The sequence below is a fragment of the Thioclava electrotropha genome, assembly GCF_002085925.2.
In the GTDB taxonomy this organism is placed as follows: Bacteria; Pseudomonadota; Alphaproteobacteria; order Rhodobacterales; family Rhodobacteraceae; genus Thioclava; species Thioclava electrotropha.
This window is the reverse complement of the sequence record NZ_CP053563.1, coordinates 101,095-127,662: the sequence shown is the minus strand read 5'-3', so window position 1 is coordinate 127,662 and position 26,568 is coordinate 101,095. Positions and strand designations below refer to the sequence as shown.

At 60.1% G+C, this 26,568-nt stretch carries 20 protein-coding genes and 7 pseudogenes; 17 read left to right on the top strand and 10 right to left on the bottom strand.

The window, feature by feature from the left end; translation table 11 throughout:
- Positions 1 to 556 precede the first annotated feature (556 nt).
- Positions 557 to 1,759 carry a hypothetical protein gene (locus AKL02_RS21025; protein ID WP_133052021.1) on the bottom strand — a complete coding sequence of 401 codons (1,203 nt, stop codon included), beginning with the start codon at positions 1,757 to 1,759 and terminating at the stop codon, positions 557 to 559.
- A 255-nt stretch (positions 1,760 to 2,014) separates the two neighbouring features.
- On the bottom strand, positions 2,015 to 2,713 hold the full coding sequence (locus tag AKL02_RS21020) for a site-specific integrase (RefSeq protein ID WP_083080301.1): 699 nt from the start codon (positions 2,711 to 2,713) through the stop codon (positions 2,015 to 2,017).
- An 80-nt stretch (positions 2,714 to 2,793) separates the two neighbouring features.
- Between AKL02_RS21020 and istA (AKL02_RS21015) the strand changes: the two genes are divergently transcribed.
- Together istA (AKL02_RS21015) and istB (AKL02_RS21010) are read left to right on the top strand one after the other, a co-directional pair.
- A complete protein-coding gene (gene istA, locus AKL02_RS21015) occupies positions 2,794 to 4,290 on the top strand; it encodes an IS21 family transposase (protein WP_198453327.1) in 1,497 nt (498 codons plus the stop codon).
- Entirely contained in the window at positions 4,287 to 5,051 is a 765-nt protein-coding gene (istB, locus tag AKL02_RS21010) for an IS21-like element helper ATPase IstB (RefSeq protein WP_198453313.1), read from the top strand. The genes istA (AKL02_RS21015) and istB (AKL02_RS21010) overlap by 4 nt, the downstream gene beginning before the upstream one ends.
- Positions 5,052 to 5,201: 150 nt before the next feature.
- Here the strand turns inward: istB (AKL02_RS21010) and AKL02_RS21005 are convergent, their stop codons facing one another.
- From AKL02_RS21005 to AKL02_RS20990, 4 genes and pseudogenes are all read right to left on the bottom strand, one after another.
- Positions 5,202 to 5,891: a hypothetical protein gene (locus AKL02_RS21005; RefSeq protein WP_198453312.1), complete on the bottom strand. Its 690-nt coding sequence runs from the start codon at positions 5,889 to 5,891 to the stop codon at positions 5,202 to 5,204.
- 382 nt (positions 5,892 to 6,273) lie between these two features.
- Positions 6,274 to 7,423, bottom strand: a pseudogene (locus AKL02_RS21000) (IS3 family transposase).
- 423 nt (positions 7,424 to 7,846) lie between these two features.
- Complete coding sequence (locus AKL02_RS20995; protein WP_083080108.1) at positions 7,847 to 9,457, bottom strand: MFS transporter; 1,611 nt, start codon at positions 9,455 to 9,457, stop codon at positions 7,847 to 7,849.
- 328 nt (positions 9,458 to 9,785) lie between these two features.
- A pseudogene (locus tag AKL02_RS20990) lies at positions 9,786 to 10,370 on the bottom strand (IS110 family RNA-guided transposase); the annotation flags it as partial.
- 60 nt (positions 10,371 to 10,430) lie between these two features.
- Between AKL02_RS20990 and AKL02_RS20985 the strand changes: the two are divergent.
- The 11 genes and pseudogenes from AKL02_RS20985 to proC form a co-directional block, all read left to right on the top strand.
- Positions 10,431 to 10,962: pseudogene (locus AKL02_RS20985) on the top strand (IS3 family transposase); the annotation flags it as partial.
- Positions 10,963 to 11,010: 48 nt separating this feature from the next.
- The gene (locus tag AKL02_RS20980; protein ID WP_083080111.1) at positions 11,011 to 11,721 is read left to right on the top strand and encodes an IS6 family transposase; all 711 of its coding nucleotides are present in this window, start codon (positions 11,011 to 11,013) and stop codon (positions 11,719 to 11,721) included.
- Positions 11,722 to 11,773: 52 nt separating this feature from the next.
- Positions 11,774 to 11,884, top strand: a pseudogene (locus tag AKL02_RS21230) (IS3 family transposase); the annotation flags it as partial.
- Positions 11,885 to 12,141: 257 nt separating this feature from the next.
- On the top strand, positions 12,142 to 12,804 hold the full coding sequence (locus AKL02_RS20975; protein WP_083080116.1) for a GntR family transcriptional regulator: 663 nt from the start codon (positions 12,142 to 12,144) through the stop codon (positions 12,802 to 12,804).
- A 26-nt stretch (positions 12,805 to 12,830) separates the two neighbouring features.
- A complete protein-coding gene (locus tag AKL02_RS20970) occupies positions 12,831 to 13,652 on the top strand; it encodes a transporter substrate-binding domain-containing protein (protein ID WP_083080119.1) in 822 nt (273 codons plus the stop codon).
- 66 nt (positions 13,653 to 13,718) lie between these two features.
- A pseudogene (locus AKL02_RS20965) lies at positions 13,719 to 14,383 on the top strand (amino acid ABC transporter permease).
- A 10-nt stretch (positions 14,384 to 14,393) separates the two neighbouring features.
- Positions 14,394 to 15,059, top strand: coding sequence for an amino acid ABC transporter permease (locus AKL02_RS20960; protein ID WP_083080126.1), 666 nt, complete (start codon positions 14,394 to 14,396; stop codon positions 15,057 to 15,059).
- Between the two features lie 17 nt (positions 15,060 to 15,076).
- Positions 15,077 to 15,850 carry an amino acid ABC transporter ATP-binding protein gene (locus AKL02_RS20955; protein WP_083080129.1) on the top strand — a complete coding sequence of 258 codons (774 nt, stop codon included), beginning with the start codon at positions 15,077 to 15,079 and terminating at the stop codon, positions 15,848 to 15,850.
- Positions 15,851 to 15,875: 25 nt separating this feature from the next.
- Positions 15,876 to 16,790 (top strand): aminotransferase class IV, encoded by a 915-nt coding sequence (locus AKL02_RS20950; protein WP_083080132.1) that lies wholly within the window; start codon positions 15,876 to 15,878, stop codon positions 16,788 to 16,790.
- Between the two features lie 2 nt (positions 16,791 to 16,792).
- Positions 16,793 to 18,553: a chloride channel protein gene (locus AKL02_RS20945; protein ID WP_083080135.1), complete on the top strand. Its 1,761-nt coding sequence runs from the start codon at positions 16,793 to 16,795 to the stop codon at positions 18,551 to 18,553.
- 12 nt (positions 18,554 to 18,565) lie between these two features.
- Entirely contained in the window at positions 18,566 to 19,366 is an 801-nt protein-coding gene (proC, locus tag AKL02_RS20940; protein WP_133052016.1) for a pyrroline-5-carboxylate reductase, read from the top strand.
- 354 nt (positions 19,367 to 19,720) lie between these two features.
- On the opposite strand, the pseudogene tnpC reads toward proC, so the two are convergent.
- A pseudogene (gene tnpC / locus AKL02_RS20935) lies at positions 19,721 to 20,758 on the bottom strand (IS66 family transposase); the annotation flags it as partial.
- 159 nt (positions 20,759 to 20,917) lie between these two features.
- Between tnpC and istA (AKL02_RS20930) the strand changes: the two are divergent.
- The 4 genes and pseudogenes from istA (AKL02_RS20930) to AKL02_RS20915 form a co-directional block, all read left to right on the top strand.
- The gene (gene istA / locus AKL02_RS20930) at positions 20,918 to 22,450 is read left to right on the top strand and encodes an IS21 family transposase (RefSeq protein WP_083080141.1); all 1,533 of its coding nucleotides are present in this window, start codon (positions 20,918 to 20,920) and stop codon (positions 22,448 to 22,450) included.
- 15 nt (positions 22,451 to 22,465) lie between these two features.
- Positions 22,466 to 23,197 (top strand): IS21-like element helper ATPase IstB, encoded by a 732-nt coding sequence (istB, locus tag AKL02_RS20925; protein ID WP_083080144.1) that lies wholly within the window; start codon positions 22,466 to 22,468, stop codon positions 23,195 to 23,197.
- Positions 23,194 to 23,355, top strand: coding sequence for a hypothetical protein (locus tag AKL02_RS20920; protein WP_165757059.1), 162 nt, complete (start codon positions 23,194 to 23,196; stop codon positions 23,353 to 23,355). Before istB (AKL02_RS20925) ends, AKL02_RS20920 begins: the two co-directional genes overlap by 4 nt.
- 141 nt (positions 23,356 to 23,496) lie before the next feature.
- A pseudogene (locus tag AKL02_RS20915) lies at positions 23,497 to 23,730 on the top strand (IS256 family transposase); the annotation flags it as partial.
- 149 nt (positions 23,731 to 23,879) lie between these two features.
- Here AKL02_RS20915 and AKL02_RS20910 read toward each other — a convergent pair.
- Genes AKL02_RS20910 through otnK form a run of 3 tightly spaced genes read right to left on the bottom strand, consistent with a single transcriptional unit; the run spans position 23,880 to position 26,559 of the window.
- Positions 23,880 to 24,644, bottom strand: a complete 765-nt coding sequence (locus AKL02_RS20910) for a hydroxypyruvate isomerase family protein (RefSeq protein ID WP_083080147.1) — start codon at positions 24,642 to 24,644, stop codon at positions 23,880 to 23,882.
- A complete protein-coding gene (gene otnC, locus AKL02_RS20905; RefSeq protein ID WP_083080150.1) occupies positions 24,641 to 25,291 on the bottom strand; it encodes a 3-oxo-tetronate 4-phosphate decarboxylase in 651 nt (216 codons plus the stop codon). The genes AKL02_RS20910 and otnC overlap by 4 nt, the downstream gene beginning before the upstream one ends.
- The gene (gene otnK, locus AKL02_RS20900; protein WP_083080153.1) at positions 25,288 to 26,559 is read right to left on the bottom strand and encodes a 3-oxo-tetronate kinase; all 1,272 of its coding nucleotides are present in this window, start codon (positions 26,557 to 26,559) and stop codon (positions 25,288 to 25,290) included. Before otnK ends, otnC begins: the two co-directional genes overlap by 4 nt.
- Positions 26,560 to 26,568: the final 9 nt, after the last annotated feature.

The window sequence follows — 26,568 nt, the reverse complement described above, 5'->3', positions numbered from 1 at the left end:
TCAACTCCTCCATACCAGGCTGGAGCCCCTCGATCATCCCCGCCGGCAACGTGGCAAGCAGCCGCCTTTGCTCTTCTTCATTTTCACGCTCAAGAAACCGCTGAATGACCTTTTTGACGGCTTCCGCGCTCGGGGCTTTCGCGATGCCCGCCGCCTTGAGCCAGTCACAAACGTTTTTCCCGTTCACGTCCCGACCATTGAAACGCAGATCGGCGATCGCATCGGCGATGTCGTCATCGGAGTAGTTCGGTTTGCGCCCTGCAGTGCTTTTTTCAGTCATGTAACCTCGGTCTTCATGTAATCATTCGTTGATTGATTTGATGAATGGCATTCAACAAATAGCTGCGTGCGGCGGACCTCATTGCCCGACCTGAAAGGGAGATCGTTTCGGTCTGGAAATTCCAAAACCGAATTTTCTTAAAAGTTGGGCGCGCCTCGGCCCGGTGTCTCGCTACGACGTCCAGGCGCCGCGGAGCGCCAAAGACATGCCTGTCGCGCAATTTTTGAATTGGAGAGAGGGGCGGCTAGCTTTTCCGAAATTCCGGACGAAGCGCTCCTATGACGCTTCGTCGTAGACCGTTGCTCGCGCGACTTTCTTCTCAAGGTCCGCCATCGTGGACTGCCATTCGCGCACCGACGCCGTGACGCGGAAATCGGTAAGATAAGCGCGCTGCGAATAGCGGTTCGAGTGCCCGAGGAGCGCCTGTGCCGCCCATGCCGCATCCGGCTCTTCGGTGCGGATCAGGTTTGTGACCAAGGTCCGGATCAGGTGGCCCGAAATTCCGAACTCCTCTTTGAGAAGAGCGCTCGGGTGGTAGGTGCCATAGCCGTCCTCCCCAAGACTGAGTAGGTTCATTCCGTCGAGTTGCGCCATGCGGTCTTTGATCTGCCACGACGGACGATCGGCCAACACATGAGCGTCAAGAAGCCGGGCCGTGAAGGGCCAAAGAGCACCCAGTTCCTTTTTGCGTCGCGTCTTTGCCTGTCGAAACTTCACCTCCCAAGTGCCGTCTGGCAATCGCGAGATTTCACGGCCAATCCGAAACTCCGACAGGTCTCCCTGTCGGTCCGACCCGTTGACCAGTAGCCCGAAGATGACGGACTTGCGCCTGAGCCGTTCGGCTTTTGCACTGTCTCCTCGACAAGACGTCGCGGCCTCGGAAAGTCGCGCGGCGGCATGCAGAATGTCAGCGAGGTCGAATGCCTTCAGAAAGCCCTGAACCTTTGCGCGTTTGCCTTCCGGCTGATCTTCCGCTTCCGCCCGCAACTGTCCGCGAATATCCGCGAACGCTTCTGCGGCGGCCCGGTCGAAGAGCCGGCCGCGATAGGCGTAGCCTTCCACACGCTCGAAGTAGTCCGCGGCCGAACGAGGGCTGATACCTCTTTCGACGAGCAGGTAGCGCAGGAATACCTCGGCGAGATCGGGACAGAAGGTCTCACCGAGCGCGATGCCGTGCGCGGCAGCCCAGATCCGGGCGGTTTCGCAGGTCCCGATGGCGGCGACGACGGACGCGCGCGACTTCTCCCGAAGCGGCTTGTAGGCCGTCTCACCGCGGCGAACGACCCGGTCGAGAAGAGGGAGAGCGTCGCGCCAAAGCGCAGGCCATTGCTCGGGCAATGCAGCGATCCGGGTGGATCGCCGGGGTTTCTTCGGTTTGCTGCCGTAGTTGGAGTTGAGCCAATGGTCCCAAGACTTCGTCACGTCTCGGGCCGGGGCAAGCGGCACGGTGGGATCAAACCGGGAAAGGGCCGAGATCAAGGTCCGGTAGCTCGTCCGGCTGCTCGCGGCCGCCTCGAAGTCTTCGCGGTTTGCAGTTTCGGGCGTTCGGCCCGCCGCCGCGAGAGCGCCGTAGAGGCGCTCGAGCGCGGCGGGTGCGCCGCGCCCCTTGAGCGTGCCCTCAACGACTGCCTCCGCAACCGCGTGGGCGACAGGGCGGGGCACGTTCTGCATTCGCGCAAGCAGCCGTGCGACCCGCTCGGCGCGCGAGAAAGGTTGATGAGCCATAAGACCTCCTCAGGAAAGGTGGAGTGTCGGGTCGAGGCGCTGGATGACCTCGGCAAAGAGACGTGCCGCTTCGCGTCCGGCACCCCGCGCATAAAATGCCTGCACCGTATCGAGCTTGTCTCCGAGCAGGTCTGCAACGACGCCGTAGGCGCCGGGGTTTTGTGCAATGTAGAGCGTCGCGCCGACATGCCGCATCAGATGCGGATTGAGGCCGATCACGCCAATGCGCGACATCCCCCGATTCCAAAACTTGTTGAATGTGCCTCGCGAGATCGGCCCGTCGCTATTGATACCCGGGAAGAGGTAAGGATTGAGATCGGGATCGATGTTATGACCCACGCACCACTTGGCGCGCCCTTCTTCGATCCAAAGAGCAAGAGTCTGCCATTGAACCGCCGGCACCTCGTGGAAAATGTCGCGATTGTTCTTCACACGCGTTCGGGCAATGTCGATCATCGCCAAAGACCCCTTGCGACGCGGGAGACGAAGCTCGGCGCCTTCTCCGCTCACTGTCAGCTCGTGGATGTTGCGCGTCCGCAGAGGTCGCGAAAGCTGGAGCGCCATCGCCGCCGAGGCCATTGCGATATGGAGCACCTCGGTCTGGGCATGCGCCCCCAATTTGTCCCACCCATCAAGCCCGCGCCGCGCTTCGCGTGCCAAAACGCGCGGACCTGTGAGGATGAGAACGGCGGAGCAATAGTCGGCCACGGTAGCGGCGGGATGCTCCTGCTGCGGGCGGCGTAAAAGTCGTCCACTTTTGCCCTTTCTGGCGACGGGAGGGTGCGAGGATTTTCACCGTGGACTTGTATCGCAAGGTTCGACTTGCCTGCGCCGAGGGGATGAGCCAGCGCGAGGCGGCGCGTCACTTCGGGATTTCACGCGACAGCGTGCAGAAGATGTTGGCGTATTCGGTTCCGCCGGGCTACCGGCGCAAGGCGCCGATCAAGCGCCCGAAGCTGGATGGTTTTACCGAGATCATCAACGCCTGGCTGGAAGAGGACCGCGGCGTCCCGCGCAAACAGCGGCACACCGCCAAGCGGGTGTTCGAGCGGCTCCGGGACGAACACGGCTTCACCGGCGGCTACACGATCGTGAAGGATTACATTCGTGAGGATGACCGGCGCGGTCGCGAGATGTTCGTGCCGCTGGCCCATGCGCCCGGGCATGCCCAGGCCGACTTTGGCGAAGCGATGGTCATCATTGATGGTGTCGAGCAGAAGGCGCATTTCTTCGCCTTCGACCTGCCACATAGCGATGCCTGCTATATCCGGGCCTATCCGGCTGCGACCTCCGAGGCCTGGGTCGACGGGCATGTTCACGCCTTCGGCTTCTTCGGTCGGGTGCCGGTGTCGGTGCTCTACGACAACGACAGGTGCCTGGTGGCACAGATCCTGCCGGATGGCACCCGCAAGCGGGCCAGGCTGTTCAGCGGGTTCCTGTCACATTACCTGCTCCGTGACCGCTATGGCCGTCCCGGCAAAGGGAACGACAAAGGCAGCGTCGAGGGGCTGGTGGGCTATGCCCGGCGCAACTTCATGGTGCCGGTGCCGCGCTTCCCCTCCTGGGAGGCCTTCAACGCCTGGCTGGAAGAACAATGCCGCAAGCGTCAGGGCGATGTTCTGCGCGGCCATACCGAGACGATCGGCACGCGCCTTGACCGGGATCTCGAGGTGATGTCGGCGCTGCCGCCAGCCCCTTTCGATGCCTGCGATCAGGCGAGCGGGCGGGTCACCTCGCAGGCGCTGGTGCGTTACAAGACCAACGACTATTCCGTGCCGATCGCCTACGGCCACCGCGATGTCTGGCTGCGCGGCTATGTCGACGAGGTGGCGATCGGCTGCGGCGGCGATCTGATCGCGCGCCATCCGCGCAGCTATGAGCGCGAGGATGTCGTCTTCGACCCGCTCCACTACCTTCCGCTGATCGAGAAGAAGATCAATGCCCTGGACCAGGCCGCGCCGCTGACAGGCTGGGAGCTGCCGCCCGAGTTCGCAACCCTGCGCCGCCTGATGGAAGCACGCATGCTCAAGGCGGGGCGGCGTGAGTTCGTCCAGGTCCTGCGGCTGCTGGAGGCCTTCGAGCTCGACGATGTGCAAGCCGCCGTGAAGACGGCCCTGCGCATGGGAGCCATCGGCTTCGACGCCGTCAAGCATCTGGTGCTGTGTCAGGTCGAGAAGCGACCGCCGAAGCTCGACCTCGACGTCTATCCCTACCTGCCGCGGGCCGAGGTCGGAAAGACCTCGGCGGCCAGCTACATGTGCCTGATCTCGGAGGAGGCCCGATGACCGACGCGCCTGACCTCCTGCTCGCCCATCATCTGAAGACGCTCAAGCTGCCGACCTTCCTGAGGGAATACGACAAGCTCGCGCGCCAGTGCGCCGCGGAGGGGCAGGACCACGTTCGCTTCCTGGCGCGCCTGGTGGAACTCGAACTGATCGACCGCGAACGGCGGATGGTCGAGCGCCGCATCAAGGCGGCGAAGTTCCCGGCAACCAAGAGCCTCGACAGCTTCGACTTCAAGGCGATCCCCAAGCTCAACAAGATGCAGGTGCTGGAACTCGCCCGCGGGGAATGGATCGAGCGGCGCGAGAATGTCATTGCCCTCGGCCCGAGCGGCACCGGCAAGACCCATGTCGCCTTGGGCCTTGGACTGGCCGCCTGCCAGAAGGGCCTTTCCGTCGGCTTCACCACCGCCGCCGCATTGGTCCACGAGCTGATGGAGGCCCGCGACGAGCGCCGCTTGCTACGCCTGCAAAAACAGATGGTCGGATACAAGCTCCTGATCATCGACGAGCTGGGCTTCGTGCCTCTGAGCAAGACCGGCGCCGAGCTGCTGTTCGAACTGATCTCGCAGCGCTACGAGCGGGGCGCCACCATGATCACCAGCAATCTGCCCTTCGACGAATGGACCGAAACCTTCGGCTCCGAGCGCCTGACCGGCGCTCTGCTCGACCGGCTCACCCACCATGTCCACATCCTCGAGATGAACGGCGACAGCTATCGGCTCGCACAGAGCCGCGCGCGCAAGTCCGCCGACACCGCCTGATCCAGCCGATAAAGGCTTGGCCCTCACGGGCCAAGGCGGCCAGTCAACCGCCAGCTATCTGGGAAGCGCGGCTGACTGGCCGCCGCCTCATGGCGCGCGTCGCGCCCAAACCCGAAGTGGCCGGTTATTGCGCCGCCCAATGGCCGGATTTCACTCCGCCGTTGACATCTCTCGTGGATCATGCGTCAGCGACGTCGCGTAGAGATGCAGCCAAGTGTTCCGCAAGCCCTCCGAGAGCTGTCCGCCGTGCGCAACGCGTATAGCTTCGAGGTCATCACGGATCTGACGAAAACGTGCCGCCGGAGGGAGGCCGAAAGGCATCTCGCGTGGATTTACGTTCGTGTGCCGCTTCGCGCGTTTTGCTGCGCGAAGCAATTGAAATTCAGCGCGGGTGGGCAGTCCCGCAGCTTGGAAGATCTCATCGGAGAGCGCATCGAAGTCATGCCGTGCGGCGCTTCCGCCGGAGACGCGCACCCGTCTTTTGGACTTTTCATTGATACTGCCCGGAAGCCGAAAGATGCGCGCCGCTTCCTGGCTTGCGCGATCGACACCGAACCTTGCGAAAACATCCCCGAGTGCGCGCATCGTCGATTGCCAGCGAGGCAAAGCTTGGGGCGGCATTTCATCGATGAGCCAAATCAGCGCCGAACCTCGCCCGCTCCGCAGCACCATGGAGGGCGCGGGAAGGTTGGAGGCGCAGACGTGGCGCAGGATTGCCGCTTCGGCCTCGTCCTGGCTCTGCGCGCGCCATTCAGCCGTCTTGTGCCAGTCCAGGTCTACGTAGAGCGCGTTCAATGCCTTGAGCTGGTCGAGGTTTCGCCGTCGTGCAAATCGGTTCATAGACAGGTATGCTCGACCATCGAGCAATCCTGACAAGCCTATACTCAGGTCATTGGCGGCGAGGCATTGGTTGCGCGCCCTGGAACCTTCAAACCAAAGGATTGCAGGCCGACCGTGGCCGGAGTTGGGGTGAAGAAGGTGAAGATAAGCTTCCGCAGAAAGATCTTTGATCGAGCACGGGGCGGGGAGTGTGGCGTGGCTTTGCATCGACGGGACATGGAGCGGTCTATGCGGTGCGGAAGCGATAGGTTTGAAGCGCTCTGCCTACACTTTTAGACCGTTTGAAACTGGAGTTTTCAACTAAGCTTTCCTAGCTGGGAGAGGCGCGGAAACGCCTGAAAGCTGAGCTACTCCCCATCTCTTGGACAGGATCTGACGTAATTTAAGCTACTCGTTGCACCTGCTGACCGGGTTGGTTGATATCATGTCTCTGCCAATAGACCAGCGCCGGTGGCTTGCCGCCGAGGGCTGAGTGAGGGCGCTGGTGGTTGTAGAAGGTCATCCATTTCCGGATCGCCGCCTTTGTCTCCGATCCTGTCTCCCAGGCATGCAGGTAGACGCATTCGTATTTCAGGGTTCGCCACAGCCGCTCGATGAAGATGTTGTCGAGGAATCGGCCTTTCCCATCCATCGAGATGCGCACGCCCGACCGGCGGAGCCGATCCGTCCAAGCGAAGGACGTGAACTGAGAACCCTGATCCGTATTCATTATCTCGGGCGGGCCGAACTTGTGGATGGCTTCGTTCAGCGCCTCGACACAGAAGTCGGCCTCCAGCGTGTTCGAGATCCGCCAAGACAGAACCTTGCGGGTGTGCCAGTCCATGATCGCCACGAGGTAGAGGAACCCGCGCCGCATGGGCAGGTAGGTGATATCCGAGCACCAGACCTGGTTCGGGCGATCCACCCGCAGACCTCGCAGCAGGTAGGGATAGGTCTTGTGCCCCTTCGCCGGCCTGCTTGTGTTGGGTTTCTGGTAAATCGGCATGAGCCCCATCAGGCGCATCAGTCGCCGTATCCGCTTCTCGTTCACCAGGTGGCCGTCGTTACGCAGGTGCCAGGTCATCTGGCGGACACCGAAGAACGGGGTCTCCAGGAACTGCTCGTCGATCTGCCGCATCAGGCCGAGGTTCTGTTCGGTTTCGCCCTTCGGCTCGTAGTAATAGGATGAGCGTGCGATCGACAGCAGCTTGCACTGCTGCCCAATCGACAGATCCGAATGGTTCGGCTCGATCATGCCACGCCTCACTTCCCGCCCCAAGGCTTCAGCTTTCGTTCCAAGAGTTGGCCACCGCCAGCTCCCCGATCTTGGCGTGGAGCTCCTTCACCTGCTCCTCGTCGATCTCGGGCTTCCTTCGGCCCCCGCGCTCGAACACGCCCGACGCGCCTTCGAGCAAGGCCCGCTTCCATTGATGGATCATCGTTGGATGCACCCCGAACCGGCTCGCCAGCTCGGCCGCTGTCTCTTCACCCTTCAGGGCTTCCAGCGCGACCTTTGCCTTGAACTCGGGTGCGTGCTGCTTGCGTTTCGACATCTCTGATCTCCTTCTCGTCGAAGATCAGCAGACTGCAAATCGTAGCTTATGTCAGTGTCCGAATTTCAGGGGGTAGCTCAAGCGTCGGAGTTCACGGAAGCGCATAAGGCGTTCATTTTGAAACAAGGCGAGGACGGCACGCTGGTCGCGGAGAACTCTAGCAAGGCGCATCGCGCCAACGCGAGGGTCGCAGCACCCTCCTAGACAGAGATTACCCGTGCGGAGCGGCTGCCGGTCAGGGCAACGACCGCCTCGAAATTGCGGTGCGCGGACGATTGACACGCAGTGACCCTGCCGGATGAAGCCTTCCTCCAACCGCCTGTTCGGCAATCATCTTCCGGTCAGTCCTCAAGTTGCTGCTCCCAACCTTAGCACACCGAAAGCTAGAGATTTGTGGGAGCAGAGCACTTTCGATGGCATTGCCTATCTCAATGGCGTGTCATCGTGCATCGAGACTGTTTGCCGCTCGATCATCCGGTGGACCCGGACCGGCTCTTCCCCCTTGTGCAATGCGATAAGGCGGTCCGTCACGTCGCGATCAGCCTGGGTCCGGCGTTCGTTATGTCGAACATACTCCACCCAGGTCGGCACGTGATAGGTTTCGGTCCAGATGTCCGGGTTTTCGAGATCGCGAAGCAGCGACCATTGCTGGGCACCATCGCGGATCCGGATTCGTCGGCGTTCGCTCATCAGCGCAAGAAAGTCGGGAATGTTTTCCTGAGCAATATCGTAATCGACGAGGATCATGATCGGACCGCTGCGCTGTCTCAGGTCGAGCCGGAGATATGGCTCTTTGAAGCGGTTCAGGGGGGCCAGATCCAGATACTCGGAATTGGGGAGCGGCGCGAGAAGTCCCACCCCGGCGCCGATCACAAGCATGGCGGCGGCGAACAGAAGTGCGAACCGAAGATCGAAGGTTTCTGCAAGGGTACCCCAGAGCCAGCTTCCGCCCGCCATGCCGCCAAAGACACCGGTCTGGTAGAGCGCCAGCACACGCCCCACCACCCATCGAGGTGTTGAGAGTTGCATCGTTACGTTGAAAAGCGACAGCGAGATGACCCAACAGATTCCGGCGAAAAGCATCGCGATGGCACAGATCACTATGCTGTCGCTCAGGGCGAGCACGGCGGAGCTCGCGGCAAAGCCGAGAAACCCGATCCGCGTGATATGTTCGCTTTGAAAACGTGCCCGGAATTGCGCATTCCCCAATGCGCCAAAAACAGCACCCAGCCCGAAACATCCAAGCAATAGGCCATAATCGAACGCGCCACCGTGCAGGTGGTCTCGCACGACCAGCGGCAAAAGCGCCTGGATCGCGACTGCCGCAAGGCCGAACAAGAAACCACGCAGAATGACACGGATCAGGTTCGGCGACATGGCGACATAGCGCAGCCCGGCAGCAAAGGCAGGGCCCAGAGGCTCTGGTGGTAGGCTTCGGGGTGGCATGGCGGGCCGCCAGTTGAACAGCGCCGCGATAATCGCAACGTAGCTCAGCGCGTTCACGGCAAAGGCCGCCGCTGCGCCTGCGATCGCAACGATCATACCCCCCGCCGCAGGGCCGATGCTGCGCATCATGTTGAAGCCCATGCTGTTCACCGATACGGCGGCGGGCAATTCATCGCGTGTCACAATATCGCCGACGGAGGCCTGCCAGGACGGATTATGAAGCGCCGTGCCGCAGCCTATCAGGAAGGTAAATGCGAGAAGAAGAGGCGCGGAAAGAAGCTCTTTGTAGGCCAGTATTGCGAGGGTTACCGAGACGAGCAGCATGAACGACTGTGCGACGATCATGATTTTTCTGCGATTATAATTGTCGGCGAAAACGCCTGCCGCGAGCGAGAAGACCATGATTGGTAGGGTGACGGACGCCTGCACCAGAGCCACCATGCTCTGGGACGAGGTCAGAGCCGTCATCATCCAAGCGGCCCCCACAGCTTGAACCAGACCTCCGAAATTGGATGCGAGGGTCGCAATCCAGAGCATGCGGAAGGTCTGGTTACGAAAGACGGTGAGAGTCGGCTCCGAACGGGGCATTGCGTTCCCTTTCCGAGAAAATCTCCACCCGCCATGGACCGACAGGTTTCAGGAATTCTATGGGATTAGCACACTTGTGTTCGAAGGTAACACTCTCGAGGCGAGGTGTGGCGGGAGCAGTGCGCAAATCTGCTTGGCCTATCTCGTGGCCTCCCGACCAAGAGATGACTTTGCATCAAAATGGGCGGCGCCGGTAAAGCCAGTGTCGCCAGGGCTGTGTCCGCAGGGAGGTGGTAAGGGCAAAGCATACCGGAAAATTTAGGACAAAAAGACAAATAATAAATATTATGTAAATTTTATGCCGTTATAGATTTGGGACACGAGCGGCGAGCAAGTCCTCCTGCAGTTCACGCAAGACAATCCGTGCTCGCTCAGTCAAATCGTTCTCGGGATTATCGATCGCGCGGACGATATCAAGCTTGAACACCCCGGCGCCTTGGCGAAGCGCGACGTCGTGTTCCAAGCAATACGACCGCATCTGACATATGAGATTGGTCCGCCCCTTCACAAGCCGGCTGCGAACACGATGCAGCATCTGCAAATCGACCTGATGTGCCTCTTTTATGCCGACGAACCTCATCGTGGGTCTGGTCGCAGCTTCCGCGATCGCCTCAGCATCAATGATGTCGTTCTTGTGCGACTTTACGTAGGGCTTGACGAACTGAGCCGTGATAATGCGGACCCCATGGCCGAGCTCCCGAAGCTTCCTGGCAAGCCACTGCGAACCCGGACAGGCTTCCATGCCGACGAGGGTCGGGTCTGCCTGCGCAAAGAACTGAAGAATTGTGTCGCGCCGCAGCTTGGCCTTCTGGACAGGAGCGCCCGAGGCGTCGAGGCCCACAACGTGAAAAAGCGTCTTGCCGATGTCGACGCCGAAGACAGCGCAGGTTTTAGGGTCGATGTGCATCTTCATACCTCCCGAGTTGATCTCCAACTATTGTCGCCCGTGGCGGCAGGGCGAACCATCCCATTAGCTCTGAAGCCTGGCCGTTTGCGCGTGATCGTGACCGGGATGTGCGTTGATTGGGGCGTGTCGATCTGGAAGGCTTGTGGGGCCATTTGTTTCGACACATCCACCTAGCACTACAAATCCCGGCGCACGGACCAGGCTGCCGTCGAGAGGCGGATCAAGGAGATTGCAGAAACGCGTGTGCGCTATGGTTACAGGCGCGTCCACGTGCTGCTGAGACGCGAGGGCTGGGTGATCAACATGAAGAAGACCCGTAGGATTTACAATGAGTTGGGCCTGCAGCTCAGGAACAAGCACCCGAAACGGCGGGTGAAGGCGAAGCTGCGCGAAGACCGTCAGGAAGCCGTTGGACCAAACGATGTCTCCTTCTCGCGCATGTTTACATGCGCTGTCAGGCAGCGGAGCGATGGACTTCGTTCACGACCAGCTCGCCTTGGGCAAGAAGCTGCGTATCCTGACCGTTGTCGACACGCACTCGCGTCTTTGTCCGGCGATTGATCCGCGGTTCAGCTATCGGGGCAAGGATGTCGTTCGAAGGCATTGCCAACTTGTCGTCGTCTGCGGTGGAGTTTAGGCGATCGTCATGAAGATTCCAGCTGAGATGCCCCGCCTGAAAGGCTACCGTTTCCCCCGCGAAATTGTCGTTTATGCTGTCTGGGCCTACCACCGGTTTGCGCTGAGCACGGCGGATGTAGAGGATCTGCTCGCCGAGCGGGGCGTAATCGTCAGCCGGGAAACCGTTCGTAAATGGGTGAACCGGTTTGGCCGGCATTTCGCGGATTGCATCAAGCGCGACCGGCCCGCTGCAGCAGATAAGTGGCACCTCGATGAAGTCGTCGTGCCGATTAACGGCGTGAAGATGTGGTTGTGGCGGGCCGTGGATGGGAGCGGGGATGTGCTCGACATTCTGGTGCAGCCAAGGCGAAATGCCAAAGCGGCCAGGCGATTTCTGAAACAGTTGATCACCCGATTTGGCCAGCCCCGCATTATCATTACAGACAAATTGCGCAGCTATATCAAACCGATCCGTCAGCTGGCGCCGGACGCCGACCACCGCGCCCACAAAGGGATCAATAACAGGATCGAGGGCTCGCACCGACCGACCCGGAAGCGAGAGAAGCTCATGGGCAGGTTCAAATCGCTAAGACAGGCGCAGCGCTTCCTTTCCGCCCATGACCAGATCAATACGATTTTCAAACCCCGCCGCTACCGCCTTTCCGCAATCTCATACCGCCACGCCAGAGCCGACGCTTTCGGCCTTTGGGAAGACTTTGCTGACGAAATGGCCGCTTGACCAGCAGGGTCCTCACTCATCTCAATCAGGCGAAAATAAGTTGGCAATCCCGTTCGATTACATCGAGTTCTTCTACAACCCGCAGCGCAAGCACGTTAGAAACGGAATGCTGTCACCGATCGCCTTCGAACAGCAGCAGAAACTGAAACTGCAAGGCGTCTAGGAAACTAGGGGCTATTCATTAGGACGCAGTGAAAGTGCAATGCGCCTAATGATGTACAGGCCTCCTTAGTGACAGGCTACACCCGGATTTGGTGCGTTTGAGCAAGAAAATTGGGCGGAATACGTCATAATATGCCTATTTTATGATCAAAAATGAAGCCCTATGTCTTTGTAGACAATCTTGAATCAAAAAGGGTTGGTCTGCGCCTGTAATGATTGTAGACAATCTACATCCAAGATTCGCAGCGAGATTTCACGATGAACGGCATGATCAAGCGAGAAACGATGGGCGCTCAGCTTAGCAGTCTGCTGCGCGGCGCCATCCTGTCGGGCGAGTTTGAGCCAGGGGAGGCAGTGACCGAAACGGCGCTGGCTGTTCGCTTCGGCGTCAGCCGCGGGCCGATGCGCGAAGCAATGCGGCATCTGATTGACGAAGGCTTGCTCATCACCGTTCCCTATACAGGGACGCGCGTGCTGCAGCTCACCTCTGCCGACATCGACGACATTTACTCCATGCGCATTTGCCTCGAGATATTCGCCTTTGAGCAGATCTGGGAGCGGCGCGACGATAGCTTCCACGTGGCACTCAGAGCGCGACATGCGGCGCTCACCGAGGCCATCGACGCGGGCGACGACATTCGCTCCATCGATGCCGAACTCGATCTTCATGGTCTTGTCTACGAGACATGCGGCAACGGGATACTGCTGTCGAGCTGGAGCGGCATCCGCGCCCGTCTGCAGCTCTACTGGGCGGCGCACCACCGTGCCCATGGCATTACTGGCCCCAAGCGGGAAAGCCACGATGACTACGTTCGCTTCGCACTGGGAGACAGCTGCGAGCGGATGAAGGACGAGATCCGCGACCACATGAGCCGCGGGCTCGACAAAACCATGGCCTTCGTCTCCTCGGTCGAGGTGTAAAAGGTCAGTTCCAACGGGAGAAAAAAATGAAAAGACGTACCCTCATTCTTGCTGCCACTGCGGCGATGGCATTTGCGCCAAGGGCTCGCGCTCAGGGCGGCGGCACTATGGCACAAATCAAAGATTCCGGCAAACTGCGCATCGGTGTCGCATCGGCCGAACCGTGGTTCTACAAGGACCCGATGTCGGAACAGTGGACAGGCGTAGGCGTCGCCATGGGCAAGCGCATGGCAGACGAACTTGGCGTGGAAATGGTCCCCGTCGAGACGTCTTGGGCCAATGCTGTGGCCGGACTGCAGGCCAATCAATTCGATATCATGTTCGTGCTCGACCCAACGGAGGAGCGCCGGAAGGCTCTTTCCTTCCCGAAGAACCCTCTGTTCTATTACGCTATGGGCGCGCTGGTGAAAGAGGACTCCAAGGCAAAGACCTGGGACGAGTTCAACACGCCTGAGACCCGCATTGGCGTAACTCTTGGAACCTCGCTCGACCGCAATGTGACCGAGATGATGCCGAAGGCGCAGATCAATCGCTTTTCGTCCAACGATGAAGCTATCGCTGCCTTCGCAGCAGGCCGTGTTGATGCCGTTGTGCAGTTTCACCCGGCACTTGTCGTGCAGTATTCTCGTCTGAAAATTGGCAAGGTGCTTCTACCGGAGCCGGTCAAGCCGGTCGCAACCTCTGCAGGCATGCGACAGGAGGACAACCCTGAGTTCCTTAATTGGGTGAACAAAACCTTCGCCGACTTCTACGCTGCCGGAGTCCCAGATCAACTCTTCGATGCCTACCTCACGAGCAAGGGCATTGATCCCACCGGCATCCCCGGCCTGATCAAGGAAGACTGGTAAGGCCAAGTGCGGACCCGCCACAAGAAGGCAGGTCCGCGTCCTCTCTGACCTAACGAAAGTCGTCACATGGACTACTCTTGGGATTTCGGCCCGGTTTTGAGCATTTCGACATGCTCGCATTGGGAATGCTCAACACTGTCAAAATCGCTGTGGTTTCGATCGTGCTGGGTGTCCTCGTGGGACTCGTTCTCGCGATGATGCGCCTCTCGACACGCAAGTGGCTCACAATCCCGGCGCTTGTCTTCATCGAGTTCTACCGGAACACGCCGCCCATTGTTCACTTCTTTTGGTTCTTTTACGCGCTACCGGTGATGCTGGCCATCAGCCTCGACCCCTATTTCGCGGCAGTTCTGGCTCTGTCGACGCAATCTGGCGCCTTTTATGCCGAAGTTTTCCGAGGCGGCATCGTATCGATCGAGCGCGGCCAGTGGGAAGGCGGAAGGGCGCTTGGCATGACCCATTCCGCGCTCATGCGCCGAGTGATCGTGCCGCAGGCTATCTCTCGAATGGTGCCTCCATTCATCGAAAGAAGCTTCGAACTGCTGAAAACGACTGCATTGGCCTCGACGCTTGCCTACGCAGACCTGCTCTACCAGGCCATGCTTGTAAACGCCGAGACCTTCCGTCCGCTCGAAGTCTACACGACCATCGCGCTGATGTACCTCGTGCTGCTGGTTACAGCCAGTCAGCTCGCCCGCCTCGCCGAAGCCCGGCTAACGGCCTACCAGTAAGGACGCCACGATGAATTACGTCCCCGACTTCAGCGTCGTCACCGACAACTGGATTGTCCTAATGCGCGGGCTCTGGGTCACCATCCAGATTTGGATCCCCTCAATTGTCATTGGCCTCGCTGGTGGCTTCCTATTGGCACAGGCGCGGCTGGCGCGCAGCGGCTGGATCCGCGGCAGTGGACTCGTCTATGTCGAGCTCTTCCGCGACACACCGGTGCTGATCCAACTGATCTGGTTCTACTATGCCTTCCCGATCCTCATCGGCGTGCAGCTCAGCCCATTTGCCGCAGCACTTCTCGGTTTGACCCTCAACACGTCGGCCTATGCCTCGGAAATCTTCCGTGGCGGTATCAAGTCGATCCATCGCGGCCAGATGGAGGGTGCGCTTGCCATTGGCATGACCCATAGGCAGGCCATGCGCCGAGTGATCCTGCCGCAAGTGATCAAGCGTATGCTGCCAGCCTTCACCAATCGCACAATCGAAGTGGCCAAGATGTCCTCGTTGGCCTCGGTGATCTCAGTGCATGAACTGATGTACCAAGGTCGCCTGCTGTCCTCGACATACTACCGACCCTTCGAGATCCTGACCGCGGTGGCTTTCATCTACTTCGTCCTGATCTACCCCGGCACCTTCCTCGCAGGGCGCCTCGAAAAGCACTTGGCGCGGTCCAACTGACCCGGAAAGGAACTCTCATGACCGGCAAACCCATTCTAGAAATTAAGGGGCTGCACAAGCGGTTCGGCGACCACCACGTGCTCAAGGGAATCGATTTTACCGTCGAGCCGGGCGAGCGCATCGCGATCATCGGCGGCTCTGGCTCCGGAAAGTCCACCTTCCTGCGATGTATGAATTTCATGGAAACGCTGAGCGAGGGCGAGATCTGGCTAGACGGAACTCGCATCGGTGTCGAGAAGAAAGGCACCGTCACCTATCCTGAGAAGCAGCTTTGCCAAGTGCGCGAAAGGCTCGGGATGGTTTTCCAGCAGTTCAATCTTTTCCCTCACATGAGCGTTCTCGACAACGTAATGGAGGGTCTGGTGACGGTGAAGGGTATGTCAAAGGCCGAAGCCCGCAAGACCGCCGAAGCTGAGCTCGCCAAGGTCGGCCTGTCGGAAAAGCACGATGCCTGGCCTGGGCTCCTCTCCGGCGGTCAGCAGCAACGCGTCGCAATCGCTCGCGCGCTGTCGATGCAGCCCGAGATCCTTCTGTTCGATGAACCAACCTCCTCACTCGATCCCGAACTGGTGGGTGAGGTTTTGCGTGTCATCAAGCAGCTGGCCGAAGAGGGGCGCACCATGCTCCTCGTCACCCATGAACTTGGCTTCGCCTATCACTTCGCTACCAAAGTGATTTTTCTCGCAGAGGGCGTCTTTCACGAGGTCGGCACCCCGGACGAGGTCCTCAAGCACCCCAAGCAGGCGCGCACCCAGGACTTCCTGCGTCGTTTCGGCGAATTCGCATTCTGAACATCCCTGACTTCAAGGTAAGACTATGACCCCCCTCAGCAATTCCTCTTCTCAAAGCTACGTGAAAGACCCGCGCAATGACGCCGTGGAAATTTACGTGAACGGTGAATTCTTCAGCCGAGACGAGGCCAAGGTCTCGATCTTCGACGCGGGTTTCGTGCTTGGCGACGGCGTCTGGGAAGGCATTCGCCTGATAAACGGCAAGCTTCTTGCCATCGATGAACACATCGACCGCATCTTCGAGGGCGCGCGCTCGATCCAGCTCGACATCGGTTACGACAAGGCCGGCCTCGTCGAGGAAATCTGGAAGTGCCTGCGCCACAACCGGATGGAAGATGGCGTCCACATCCGCATGATGATTTCGCGTGGGCGCAAGTCGACACCGAACCAGGATCCGCGCTTCATCGTCGGCGGTGCCACGATCGTCATTGTCGCCGAATGGAAGCAGCCCAACCCCGAGCTTAAGGCCAAGGGGCTCAAGTTGATGACCTCGACGATTCGCTGTTCGACACCGGACGTCTTCGACCTGCGTCTGAACTCGCACAGCCGACTCAACTTTATCCAGGCGCTGATCCAGGCGATCAACATGGGTGCCGACGAGGCGCTTATGCTGGACGATCGCGGGTTCGTGGCGTCTTGTAACTCGACAAACTTCTTCATCATCCGTGGTGAGGAACTTTGGACTTCAGATGGTTTGACTTGTTTCAACGGCATCACGCGCAAAAAAGCCATCAAGGTCTGGAAAGATGCAGGGCTCACGGTAAGAGAAGCCCCCTTCACACTGGCGGAAACCTACTCTGCAGACGAGGCCTTCTGCACCGGAACGCTCGGTGGCATCACCCCCGTGGCCAGCATTGACGGTCGTCCCATCGGCACGGGCAAGCCTGGACCGAAAACGGCCAGAATGAACGAACTCTACCAAGCCTATATTGAAGGCTAGTGATGGCAGATCGCTTGCGCCTTTTTCGCAGGCGGTCAGTCCTGCGCCGACTTTTCGCCCCTTTCCGGCTGCGAACACTGATCCGGCGCAATGAAATAGCCTATACTGCACTCGCGGCCATCGTTGGGCTCTTTTCGGGGCTCGCGGTGGTCGGGATGCAGGAGCTGATCCAGCTGATGGGGCTCTGGATATTCGGCTCTGAGACTCCCGTAAGCGGGGCTGACACGCTCGCCCCCCTGCGGAGGCTTGCCGGGCCGGTCATCGGCGGGGTGCTCGTCGGGTTGAGCTACCTTATCGGCAGGCGCTGGTTCCGCCGTGTCGCCGACCCGATCGAGGCGAACGCGGTCGGCGGCGGCAAGCTCAGCATTCTTGGCAGCCTGTACATCTCTGCCCAAACCGTCCTGTCGAGTGGTTTTGGCGGCTCGGTGGGCATGGAGGCGGCCTATACGCAGGTAGCCTCAGGTGGCAGCTCCTGGCTGGGGCAACGTTTACGCTTACGGCGCGAGGAATTACGCCAACTCGTTGCTGCGGGTGCCGGTGGCGCCATCGCTGCGGCCTTCGACGCACCGCTGGCCGGGGCATTCTACGCCTTCGAGTTGGTGCTGGCTACCTATAACGTGGCAGCGCTGCTGCCGGTGCTGGCAGCATCCATAGCGGCAACTTCCATTACTAGATTGATCAGCAACAGTCATGGGCCAAACCTCTTCTTTGCTGGCGAGATCCCTGTGGAGGGATACCTGCCCATTGCCCTGCTGGCAGTGCTGTCCGCTGGCGTCGGCATTGTCATCATGCGCTCGGTGGCGATGATGGAGCACGTCTTTGGCAAAAGTCCGATCCCCGGATGGGGGCAGCCAATTATCGGCGGGCTGGTGGTCGGCGTCCTCGCCCTGACCTCACCTCAGGTGCTGTCCTCCGGCCATGGCGCGATGACCTTAGTGCTGGGAACCAACATGACGGTCTGGGCACTGCTGGCGCTTTTCGGCCTGAAGATCGTGGCCTCGATCGTTTCGCTGGGCTCAGGCTTTCGCGGAGGCCTCTTCTTTGCCTCACTACTGCTAGGCGCCATCCTGGGCAAGGTCTTCGCTATCGGCTGGATGCTGGCCTTCGGCCTGCAGGTTCCAATCGTTGTTTTTGCCGTGGTCGGCATGTGCGCGCTCGCCACCTCGATCATCGGGGCGCCAATGGCGATGAGTTTCCTCGCCCTTGAAATGACCCAGAGCCTCCCACTCGCGCTCGCGGTGCTCTTTTCGGCGCTGCTTTCAACTTCGATTGTTCGGCAGTTCTTCGGCTTTAGCTTCTCCACTTGGCGCTTCCACCTGCGTGGAGAAACGATCCGCTCGGCCACCGACGTCGGTTGGATCCGTGATCTCTCAGTCGGCCGCCTTATGCGGCGTAGCCCGAACACGATGCCTACGACCGCGACCATCGCCGAGGCGCGGCGGCGCTTCCCACTCGGATCGACCAAGACGGTTCCGCTGTTGGACCAAACAGACAGTTACGCAGGTATGTGCCAAATGACCGATCTGCACTCGGACGGCCAAGATCCAAAGGAGCGTGTGGCGAGCATCGCACGGCACAAATCCGCCTGGCTGCGGCCCGAACAGACCGTGCGAGACGCGATCGACGCCTTTGCCCGAAACGAGGCTGACACGCTCGCGGTGGTGTCCAACGATATGCAGGTGCTCGGCACGCTCAACGAGCATTACTGCCTCCGGCGCTATGCCGACGAAACGAACAAGCGTCTCTACCCGGCGCGACACTGAAAGGACCTTCTTGTGCGACTTCTTTTTATTGGCTGTGGCAACATGGGAGCAGCAATTGCAGCCGGTGCGTTGCGCAAGCGACCTGCCACCAAAATTACCGTCGTCGATCGTAATCCCGAGCGCGCTCGTGGTCTCTTGCCTGCCAGCGGGGCCGAATTTTACGGAGCGCTGCAGGATGTCACCGATGAAACTTTCGACGCAACCATACTCGCGATCAAGCCGCAGCAATTCCATGCGTTGCCCGGATCCTCTCTACCCAAGAACTGCGGTACGCTTATCTCTATCATGGCAGGCGTGACGCTGGACAGGATGCAGGTCAAGCTCGGCACCGACCGGGCCGTGCGCACGATGCCGAACCTGCCCGCGCTTGTAGCGCGCGGCATGACAGTAGGTGTTGCCGGGAAAGCTGTCTCCGAAGCGGACAAGGCATTGGTATCAGATATCTTCGAGGGCTCGGGCCGGTTCGAATGGCTCGAAAGCGAGGATCAGATCGACAGCGTCACAGCGGTTGCAGGCAGTGGACCCGGTTACATATTTGCCTTTGCACACTACATTACAGAGGCTGCCCGGGCCGAGGGGCTGCCGGGTGATCTCGCTGACACTTTGGTACGTCAAACGCTGCTTGGTGCGGCAGAACTCTTGCATTCCGATGCACGTTCTGCGCTGGAACTGAAGCGGGCAGTTACAAGCAAGGCCGGCACAACGGAGGCGGGGCTTGCCGTGTTCGAAGCCGAGGTTGGGCTGTCCGCCTTGTGCCGACGGGGCGTCGCTGCGGCGCGTGCCCGAGCAGAAGAGCTTGCTAGGGAAGACTGATCGGGACGGGTTTCGCGCTCTGGATGCAGTTGCAGAGGACGATCTTTTCGGAATGCAAAACCGCTCCTAGACATTGCGGAAAGGGAAGATTCGTTCGAGATTGCGTGACGGTGCCTTGGGCCATCGCCAGTTATTATCGGCGTATCGAAAATCGATCGAACAATTTCTCGAGCCGGGGGCATAACACCGCCTGTGCAACAAATGAACGCTCATTCGCCACCCGCTGAGCGGACGTCCGCGATAGGTGCAGCGAATGACCGCTTCCCGCCGATTCTGTGGAAAAACACCCGTTCGCGATTGCAGGAATTGGAAGCTTTCGTGATGTGCGAGTGCCGTAAGCGCTACGGCCTCACCCTATGCGGCGAGGCTTGACGGCTGATTGAATCGCCATGGCATCAGGTCTTCGATACCGCTTTGCGGGTGGCCATCGAGGATGGCGCGCAGGGTGGCGGCGATGTAGTCGACCGGGTTCACGTCGGACATCTTGCAGGTAGCGACCAGCGAGGCGAGCATGGCCCAGTTTTCCGCACCGATTTCGCTCCCGGCGAACAGCGCATTTTTTCTCGTCAGGGCGATCGGGCGGATCTGGTTCTCGACCGGGTTGGTGTCGAGCTCAAGCGTGCCGTCCTCGAGGAAGCGGATCAGTCCGGGCCAGTGCGCCAAGGTGTAGCGGATGTCTTCGGCGAGTTGGGATTTCTGCGGTATGCGCGAGAGCTGGGCTTCCAGCCAGGGTTTCAGCGCTGCAATGATCGGGACCGCATGTTCACGCCGGGCAGCGAGGCGCGCAGCCGCCTCCTTGCCCCGCACGGACTTTTCAATCTGATAAAGCAGCGCGATCTGGCGCAGCATTTCCTCGGCGATGGGCGAGCCGTCGCTCTCGAAGCGTTTCACGAAGCGGCGGCGGACATGCGTCCAGCAATAGACCAGTTGCCACGGGCCATTGTCGCGCGCGATTTCGGTCATCGCGTTGTAGGACTGGTAGGCATCGCACTGCAGGAAGCGGCCGCGGTATCCGGCGAGGAAGTTCAGTGGATGCGCCTTGCCCCGGCCGGGGGCGTAGTGGAACAGCACGATGGGTGGGTCGGCACCGCCATGGCCGCGATCATCGGACACGACGGCCCAGAAGAAGCCGCTCTTGGTGCGTTTCAGGCCCGGTTTCAGCACTGGCGCGCGAGTTTCATCCACGAAGATACGGTCGGCGCCACGCAGATTGGCACGCATGTGGTTGATGACGGGTATCAGGTGGAAACAGGCGCGCCCAACCCAGTTGCCGAGTGTGCCGCGGTCCAGATCGATCCCTTGCCGCTTGAAGATCTCGGCCTGCCGATAAAACGGCAGGTGGTCACCGAACTTCGAGACGATAATCGAGGCGATGAACAGCTCGGTGGGCAGCCTGCGCACACCGACGCATCCGGTCGGTCATTCCGACAACATCCGGTCAGGTGTTCCGGGGTATCCGATCATCCCGGTTTCGAGTTGTGAGACCGGCTGCTGGGCGATCGTGCAGCAGGGTAGCCTTGCCGTCATCGAGGACGAGCAAGGAGCCCCAGAATGAGACGATTGCCAATGCGCAAAATTTCAGAAGCCCTTCGCCTGAGGGCCACCGGATTGTCGACGCGGAAGATCGCGAGGAGCCTGAACGTCGGGCAGTCGACGATCAGCGAGTATCTCAAGCGGGCGGAACGGGCCGGACTGTGTTGGCCGCTCCCGGACGGGCTCGACGAAGCCGCGCTGGAACGACGGCTGTTTGCACCGCCGGGCGGCCAAACGCGCCGAGGATTAGCGCAGCCGGATTGGGCTGCGGTTCATCGGCAACTCCGCCGCAAGGGGGTCACGCTGTCGCTGATCTGGGAGGAGTATCGCGCCGCCCATCCGGACGATGGCTATGGATACAGTCGGTTCTGCGACCTCTACCGTCGCTGGGAAGGTCGCCTGTCGCCCACCATGCGCCAGCACCATGCGGCTGGCGAGCGCGTGTTCGTCGACTATTCCGGCGATACCATCGAGGTGATCGATGGCGAGACCGGCGCGATCCGCGTGGCGCAAATCTTCGTCGGGGTCCTGGGGGCCTCGAACTATACCTATGTCGAGGCGACCTGGACCCAGAGCCTGCCGGACTGGATCGGCGCGCATGTTCGCATGCTGGCCTTCTTCGGCGGTGTGCCCGAGCAGATCGTCTCGGATAATCTCAAGGCTGGTGTGACCAAGGCCTGCTTTCATGAGCCGCAGATCAACCGCACCTATGCCGAGATGGCCGCTCATTACGGCACGGCGATCCTGCCGGCGCGTCCCTACAAGCCTCGCGACAAAGCGAAGGCCGAGGTCGGCGTTCTTGTCGTCCAGCGCTGGATCATCGCGCGGCTGCGCAAACGGCGGTTCTTTTCTCTGGGCGAAGTGAACGCGGCGATCCGCGATCTGCTGCCGGGACTGAACGGCAAGGTGACCCGGCACCTGGGCGCCAGCCGCCGGGATCTGTTCGAACAGCCCGACCAGCCCGCGCTCCGGCCGTTGCCCGCGGCCCCCTACGAGTATGCCGACTGGGTCGAGCGGCGGGTCGGCCTCGATTACCATGTCGAGGTTCATAAGCACTACTACTCCGTGCCCCACCAACTCCTGAAGAAGACGCTCTGGGCTCGGATCACGGCCCGGACCGTCGAGATCTTCCATGAAGGACAGCGCGTGGCATCCCATGTCCGGACGTCCGGGAACCGCAAGCATACGACCGTGGCCGCGCACATGCCCGCCAGCCATCGCCGATATGCCGGGCTTACCCCCGCCGAACTGCGGCGCATGGCCGAGAAGATCGGTCCCAACACGGCGACCCTGGTGGATCTGATCCTGCGCGCCAAACCCCATCCCGAGCAAGGCTTCCGCGCCTGCATCGGGATCGTGCGCCTCGCCAAGCCCCATGGCCGGGACGCCCTTGAAGCCGCCTGCCTACGTGCTGGCGAGATTGGCGGCCTGTCTTACAGCTCGGTCAAATCAATCCTCCGGAACAACCTGCATCGCCGACGGCCAGAGACCCCCGCGGAGGGCCCGGCGATCACCCATCCCAATATCCGCGGCGCCAGCTATTTCCACTGAGAAGGAGACATCCGAATGCTCGACCATCCCACCCTGAACCACCTGCGTGCCCTCAAGCTCGATGGCATGGCGGAGGCCTTCGCCGAGTTGCAGCGGCAAGACGATGCCACCGAGCTCAGCCATGCCGAATGGCTGGGCCTTCTGATCGACCGCGAGGCCGCGAACCGCAGCACGAAGCGCTACCAGAGCCGGATGCGCGCGGCCAAGTTGCGCCATGGTGGCGCCGCCATCGAGGACGTCAATTACCGCGCCCCGCGGCAACTCGACCGGGACCTGTTCCGCCAGCTCGCGCACGGCGACTGGATCGGAAAGCGGCAAAATCTGATCATCACCGGCCCCTGCGGTGTCGGAAAGACCTGGCTGGCCTGCGCGCTCGGACAGAAGGCCTGCCGCGACGGTCGCACCGTCCTCTATCACCGCTTGTCGCGCCTGTTCGCCGATCTCGAACTCGCCCATGGTGACGGGCGGTTTCCCCGCTTGTTCCGCCAGATCATTCGCACCGACCTGCTCATCCTGGACGACTGGGGGCCCGAACGGCTGACAACATCGCAGCGCCGGGACCTGATGGAAATCGTCGAGGACCGCTACCAGAACGGATCGATCATCATCACCAGCCAACTGCCCGTCGACGCCTGGCACGACGTCATCGGCGAGCCGACCTTCGCCGATGCAATCCTCGACCGCATCGTCCACAACGCTCACAGGCTGCCCTTGGACGGCCCCTCAATGCGAAAGAACGAAACATGACGCGCGACAGCGTCACCGCCACGCGCGACGCCGCGCCAGCGTCGTGGGGCGCGCACGGCGCCGCGCGCGGCTCCCCTATCGCGAGCCTCGAAAAGCTTGACCGCATCAAACAGAGGCGACATCAAGAAAGCACGCTCAGTGGCGACGTCTCGCGGTGACCGGATATCCGGAACACCTGACCGGATGTTGTCGGAATGACCGACCGGATGCGTCGGTGTGCGCAAAAGGGGGGGCATTTTTGGATGCCTATTACCCCGCTACGGGGTCAAAATTGCATGCCTGTTCACAATCATAAGGTCTGGAAACACGTTCGCACCTCAAACCCTATCGAAAGCACCTTCGCCACCGTCCGGCACCGCACCGGCAAGACCAAGGGATGCCTGAGCCGGAAAACTGGGCTTGCCATGGCCTTCAGGCTGATGATGTCGGCGCAGGCGAAATGGCGAAAGCTGGACGGGGCCAATCGACTGCCCGAGATCGTCCAGGGCATTGCCTTCAAGGACGGGATCAAGCAACTTCAAGACGCCGCCTGATCAGGCCGTCACCAACTTTCGGGCATAGCTCATGTAGTTCAATGGCAGAAGCTCTTCGACCCTGTACATATTCCCAGCCACGATGGCGCTTAGGATAGCGGGCAGCCATCAAGAAGGGTCGACTGTGTTGAGCTTGCAGGTTTTTGCCCTTAGCCCAGAAACTTACGCATCCAACCAAGAGTCTCGCCGGTCTCGCCCACAGGTTTGTATTCTGCCCCGAGGGCCGCGTGATACCCCAGCTTGGAAATCAGCTCGAAAACATGACGGTAATCGACCTCGCCATGATCGGGCGCGCCGCGGTCGGGAACAGAGGCAAATTGGATATGCCCAATGTCACCTTGCAATGCCATAAGCCGATGAGTCAGATCTCCCTCAGTTAACTGCACATGATAGCAATCGAACATTAATTTCAGGTTTCGCTCACCAACTTGCCGAATGATTTCTAGAGCCTGGTCAGTCGTCTTCAGGAAATAACCGGGCGCGTCATAACCGTTAAGCGGCTCTATCAAAATGGTGATATTGCTTGGCGCAGCGGCGGCGCAGGCGTGGCGGAGCGCCTCTACAAACGTTGCATGCGCGGTGGGACCACTTGAGAACCCAGCCATGACATGCACGTTGGAGGCTCCAATCTCGCGCGCGTAGGTGATGGCCTCGTCAATGCTAGCCTTTGCCTCATCTTCACGACCGGGAAGCGCACAAAGTCCGTTATCGCCCGCGGCAACATTTCCACGCGCGGTATTGATCCCGAGCATTTTCAATTCCGTCTCGTCAAGCGCGGACCGGACTTCTTCAGAAGCGACGTTGTAAGGCCAGTGACATTCGACCGCGTCGAAACCTGCGACACTCGCGGCGCGTATCGCGTCGGGCAAAGGTTTGTCCGCCCACAGAAATCCAAGATTGGCTGAGAATTTCATGCATCCCACTCAACATTGAAGGTTTTGACTAGCTTCTGAATCTGGCCCGCATCTAGACCGCGCGGCGCCAAGCCCCTCGTCATCAAACTCAGACGCGCGGTATCCTCTAGCTCCTCGATTGCATTGCAGGCAGCCTCGACATCCTTGCCCGCAACGACCGGCCCATGATTGGCCAGCATTACCGCCGATCGTTTGCCGGCAAGTCCCCGAACCGCCCTACCCATCGCGGCATCGCCCGGCATGAAGTAGGGCAACAACGTCACCTTTCCCAGTTTCATGATCGCGTAAGGGGTGAGCGGAGGCAGGAAATTATCGGGGTCCGCGCACGGGAGCATCGACAAAGCAACCGCATGGCACGAATGAAGGTGTACCACCGCACCCGCATTAGAGCGTGTTTCGTAAAAAGCACTATGCAACGGCATCTCTTTTGTGGGTGCGTCACCGTCAATCAACCTGCCCTGAGCGTCAAACAGGCTCAGCCGCACGGGGTCAAGGCGGCCAAAACTCGTGCCAGTAGGACTAACCAACAACCCACCATCGTCTGTACGCGCTGATATATTGCCCGTACTACCACCAGTCAGCCCACGATCGAACATTGATTTGGCAAGCAGACAAATTTTTTCGCGAAGCCGCGTTTGCGCGCTCATGCTGTTTCCAACCTCCTTTGGGCCTCCGAAAAAAATGCCTCGGTTCCAAAATTACCGGATTTCAGCGCGAGCGCTATCTGAAAGCCATCTGATTGACCGTATGTCCATGGCACTCCAGCAGAGATCTCAGCCCCGATATGAAGCCGATCGAGCCCAAGAGCATTGGTTACCGCTCCAGAAGTCTCGCCCCCCGCTACGATGATCCGCCGTGCGCCCGCATCACGCGCAGCGCACGCGCAGGCAGCAAGAGTTTCTTCAACAATGCGACCCGCTTTTGCGACACCCAGCCGGTCCTGAACCGCCTTAACTTTTGCCGGCTCGGAAGTGGCATAGACCAACGGTGCCGCGGCAAGATCCTGTGCCATCAACCAGTTCAGGACCGGTTCGGCCCCAGTGGCAGCCAGTTCCAGCGGATCAAGGCAGAAGCCAGCTGCCCCTGTCGCCAAGTAGTGTAGCACCTGCTTTTGTGTCATTGCCGAGCAACTACCTGACAACACCACTGTTTCGGGCGGGACCAAAAGAGGCCCGATTCTGACCGCCTCACGCGGCAAAATCTGATCTGCCATTAGCAACTTCGGTAGCGGCATCGCCACCGAGCTTGCCCCCGTAAGAAGGGGCATTTCCCGACAGGCCGTCGCGATCGCTTCCAGATCAGATTCGGCTACGGCATCAATCACTATATGTGTCGTGCCCGAGGCCTTGAACGCCGCTAATTCGGAACGTATCACCTCTGCTCCCCGCGCCACGCTCAATCGGTCCACCAGACCGACCGGCTGCGTTACCTGGGGGCCAAGTAAACGGAGAAGATTGCTGTCGCGCATCGGAGTCAGCGGATGGTCCTTCATCGGGCTTTCCGCTAAAGGCTGCTGCCCCACGAATAGATTGCCCATAAAGATCGTACGGCCGTTTTCTGGAAAGGCAGGACAGTAAATCGTTTGATCGGTATTCAGATCGCGCATTAACGCTTCAGCCACCGGGCCTATGTTTCCGGCTTCTGTGCTGTCGAATGTCGAGCAGTATTTCCAGAAAAAACGTTGCGCACCTGCCTCTTGGAGCCAATGCAATGCAGCACGAGCTTGCGCCACCGCATCCTCGACTGGCGCGGTTCGCGTTTTGAGCGCCACCACTTCGACCATATCCGTTGCCGCGGGCGGCTCTTTGGGCACTCCAATACGCAGCGAAACCGGCACACCACTGCGCGCGAGCAGCGCGGCGAGATCCGTCGCTCCGGTGAAGTCATCCGCGATACAGCCTAGAACCGTCATAATCTATTGCCC

Bases quoted from the DNA above. Each gene is read 5' to 3' on its own strand.
- AKL02_RS21005 (WP_198453312.1), bottom strand. From the start codon at position 5,891: ATGAACCGATTTGCACGACGGCGAAACCTCGACCAGCTCAAGGCATTG.
- AKL02_RS20980 (WP_083080111.1), top strand. From the start codon at position 11,011: ATGAAGATTCCAGCTGAGATGCCCCGCCTGAAAGGCTACCGTTTCCCC.
- AKL02_RS20950 (WP_083080132.1), top strand. From the start codon at position 15,876: ATGACCCCCCTCAGCAATTCCTCTTCTCAAAGCTACGTGAAAGACCCG.
- istB (WP_083080144.1), top strand. From the start codon at position 22,466: ATGCTCGACCATCCCACCCTGAACCACCTGCGTGCCCTCAAGCTCGAT.
- AKL02_RS20970 (WP_083080119.1), top strand. From the start codon at position 12,831: ATGAAAAGACGTACCCTCATTCTTGCTGCCACTGCGGCGATGGCATTT.
- AKL02_RS20975 (WP_083080116.1), top strand. From the start codon at position 12,142: ATGAACGGCATGATCAAGCGAGAAACGATGGGCGCTCAGCTTAGCAGT.
- AKL02_RS20995 (WP_083080108.1), bottom strand. From the start codon at position 9,457: ATGCCCCGTTCGGAGCCGACTCTCACCGTCTTTCGTAACCAGACCTTC.
- istB (WP_198453313.1), top strand. From the start codon at position 4,287: ATGACCGACGCGCCTGACCTCCTGCTCGCCCATCATCTGAAGACGCTC.
- AKL02_RS20945 (WP_083080135.1), top strand. From the start codon at position 16,793: ATGGCAGATCGCTTGCGCCTTTTTCGCAGGCGGTCAGTCCTGCGCCGA.
- otnC (WP_083080150.1), bottom strand. From the start codon at position 25,291: ATGAGCGCGCAAACGCGGCTTCGCGAAAAAATTTGTCTGCTTGCCAAA.
- AKL02_RS20920 (WP_165757059.1), top strand. From the start codon at position 23,194: ATGACGCGCGACAGCGTCACCGCCACGCGCGACGCCGCGCCAGCGTCG.
- istA (WP_083080141.1), top strand. From the start codon at position 20,918: ATGAGACGATTGCCAATGCGCAAAATTTCAGAAGCCCTTCGCCTGAGG.
- AKL02_RS20910 (WP_083080147.1), bottom strand. From the start codon at position 24,644: ATGAAATTCTCAGCCAATCTTGGATTTCTGTGGGCGGACAAACCTTTG.
- AKL02_RS20960 (WP_083080126.1), top strand. From the start codon at position 14,394: ATGAATTACGTCCCCGACTTCAGCGTCGTCACCGACAACTGGATTGTC.
- AKL02_RS20955 (WP_083080129.1), top strand. From the start codon at position 15,077: ATGACCGGCAAACCCATTCTAGAAATTAAGGGGCTGCACAAGCGGTTC.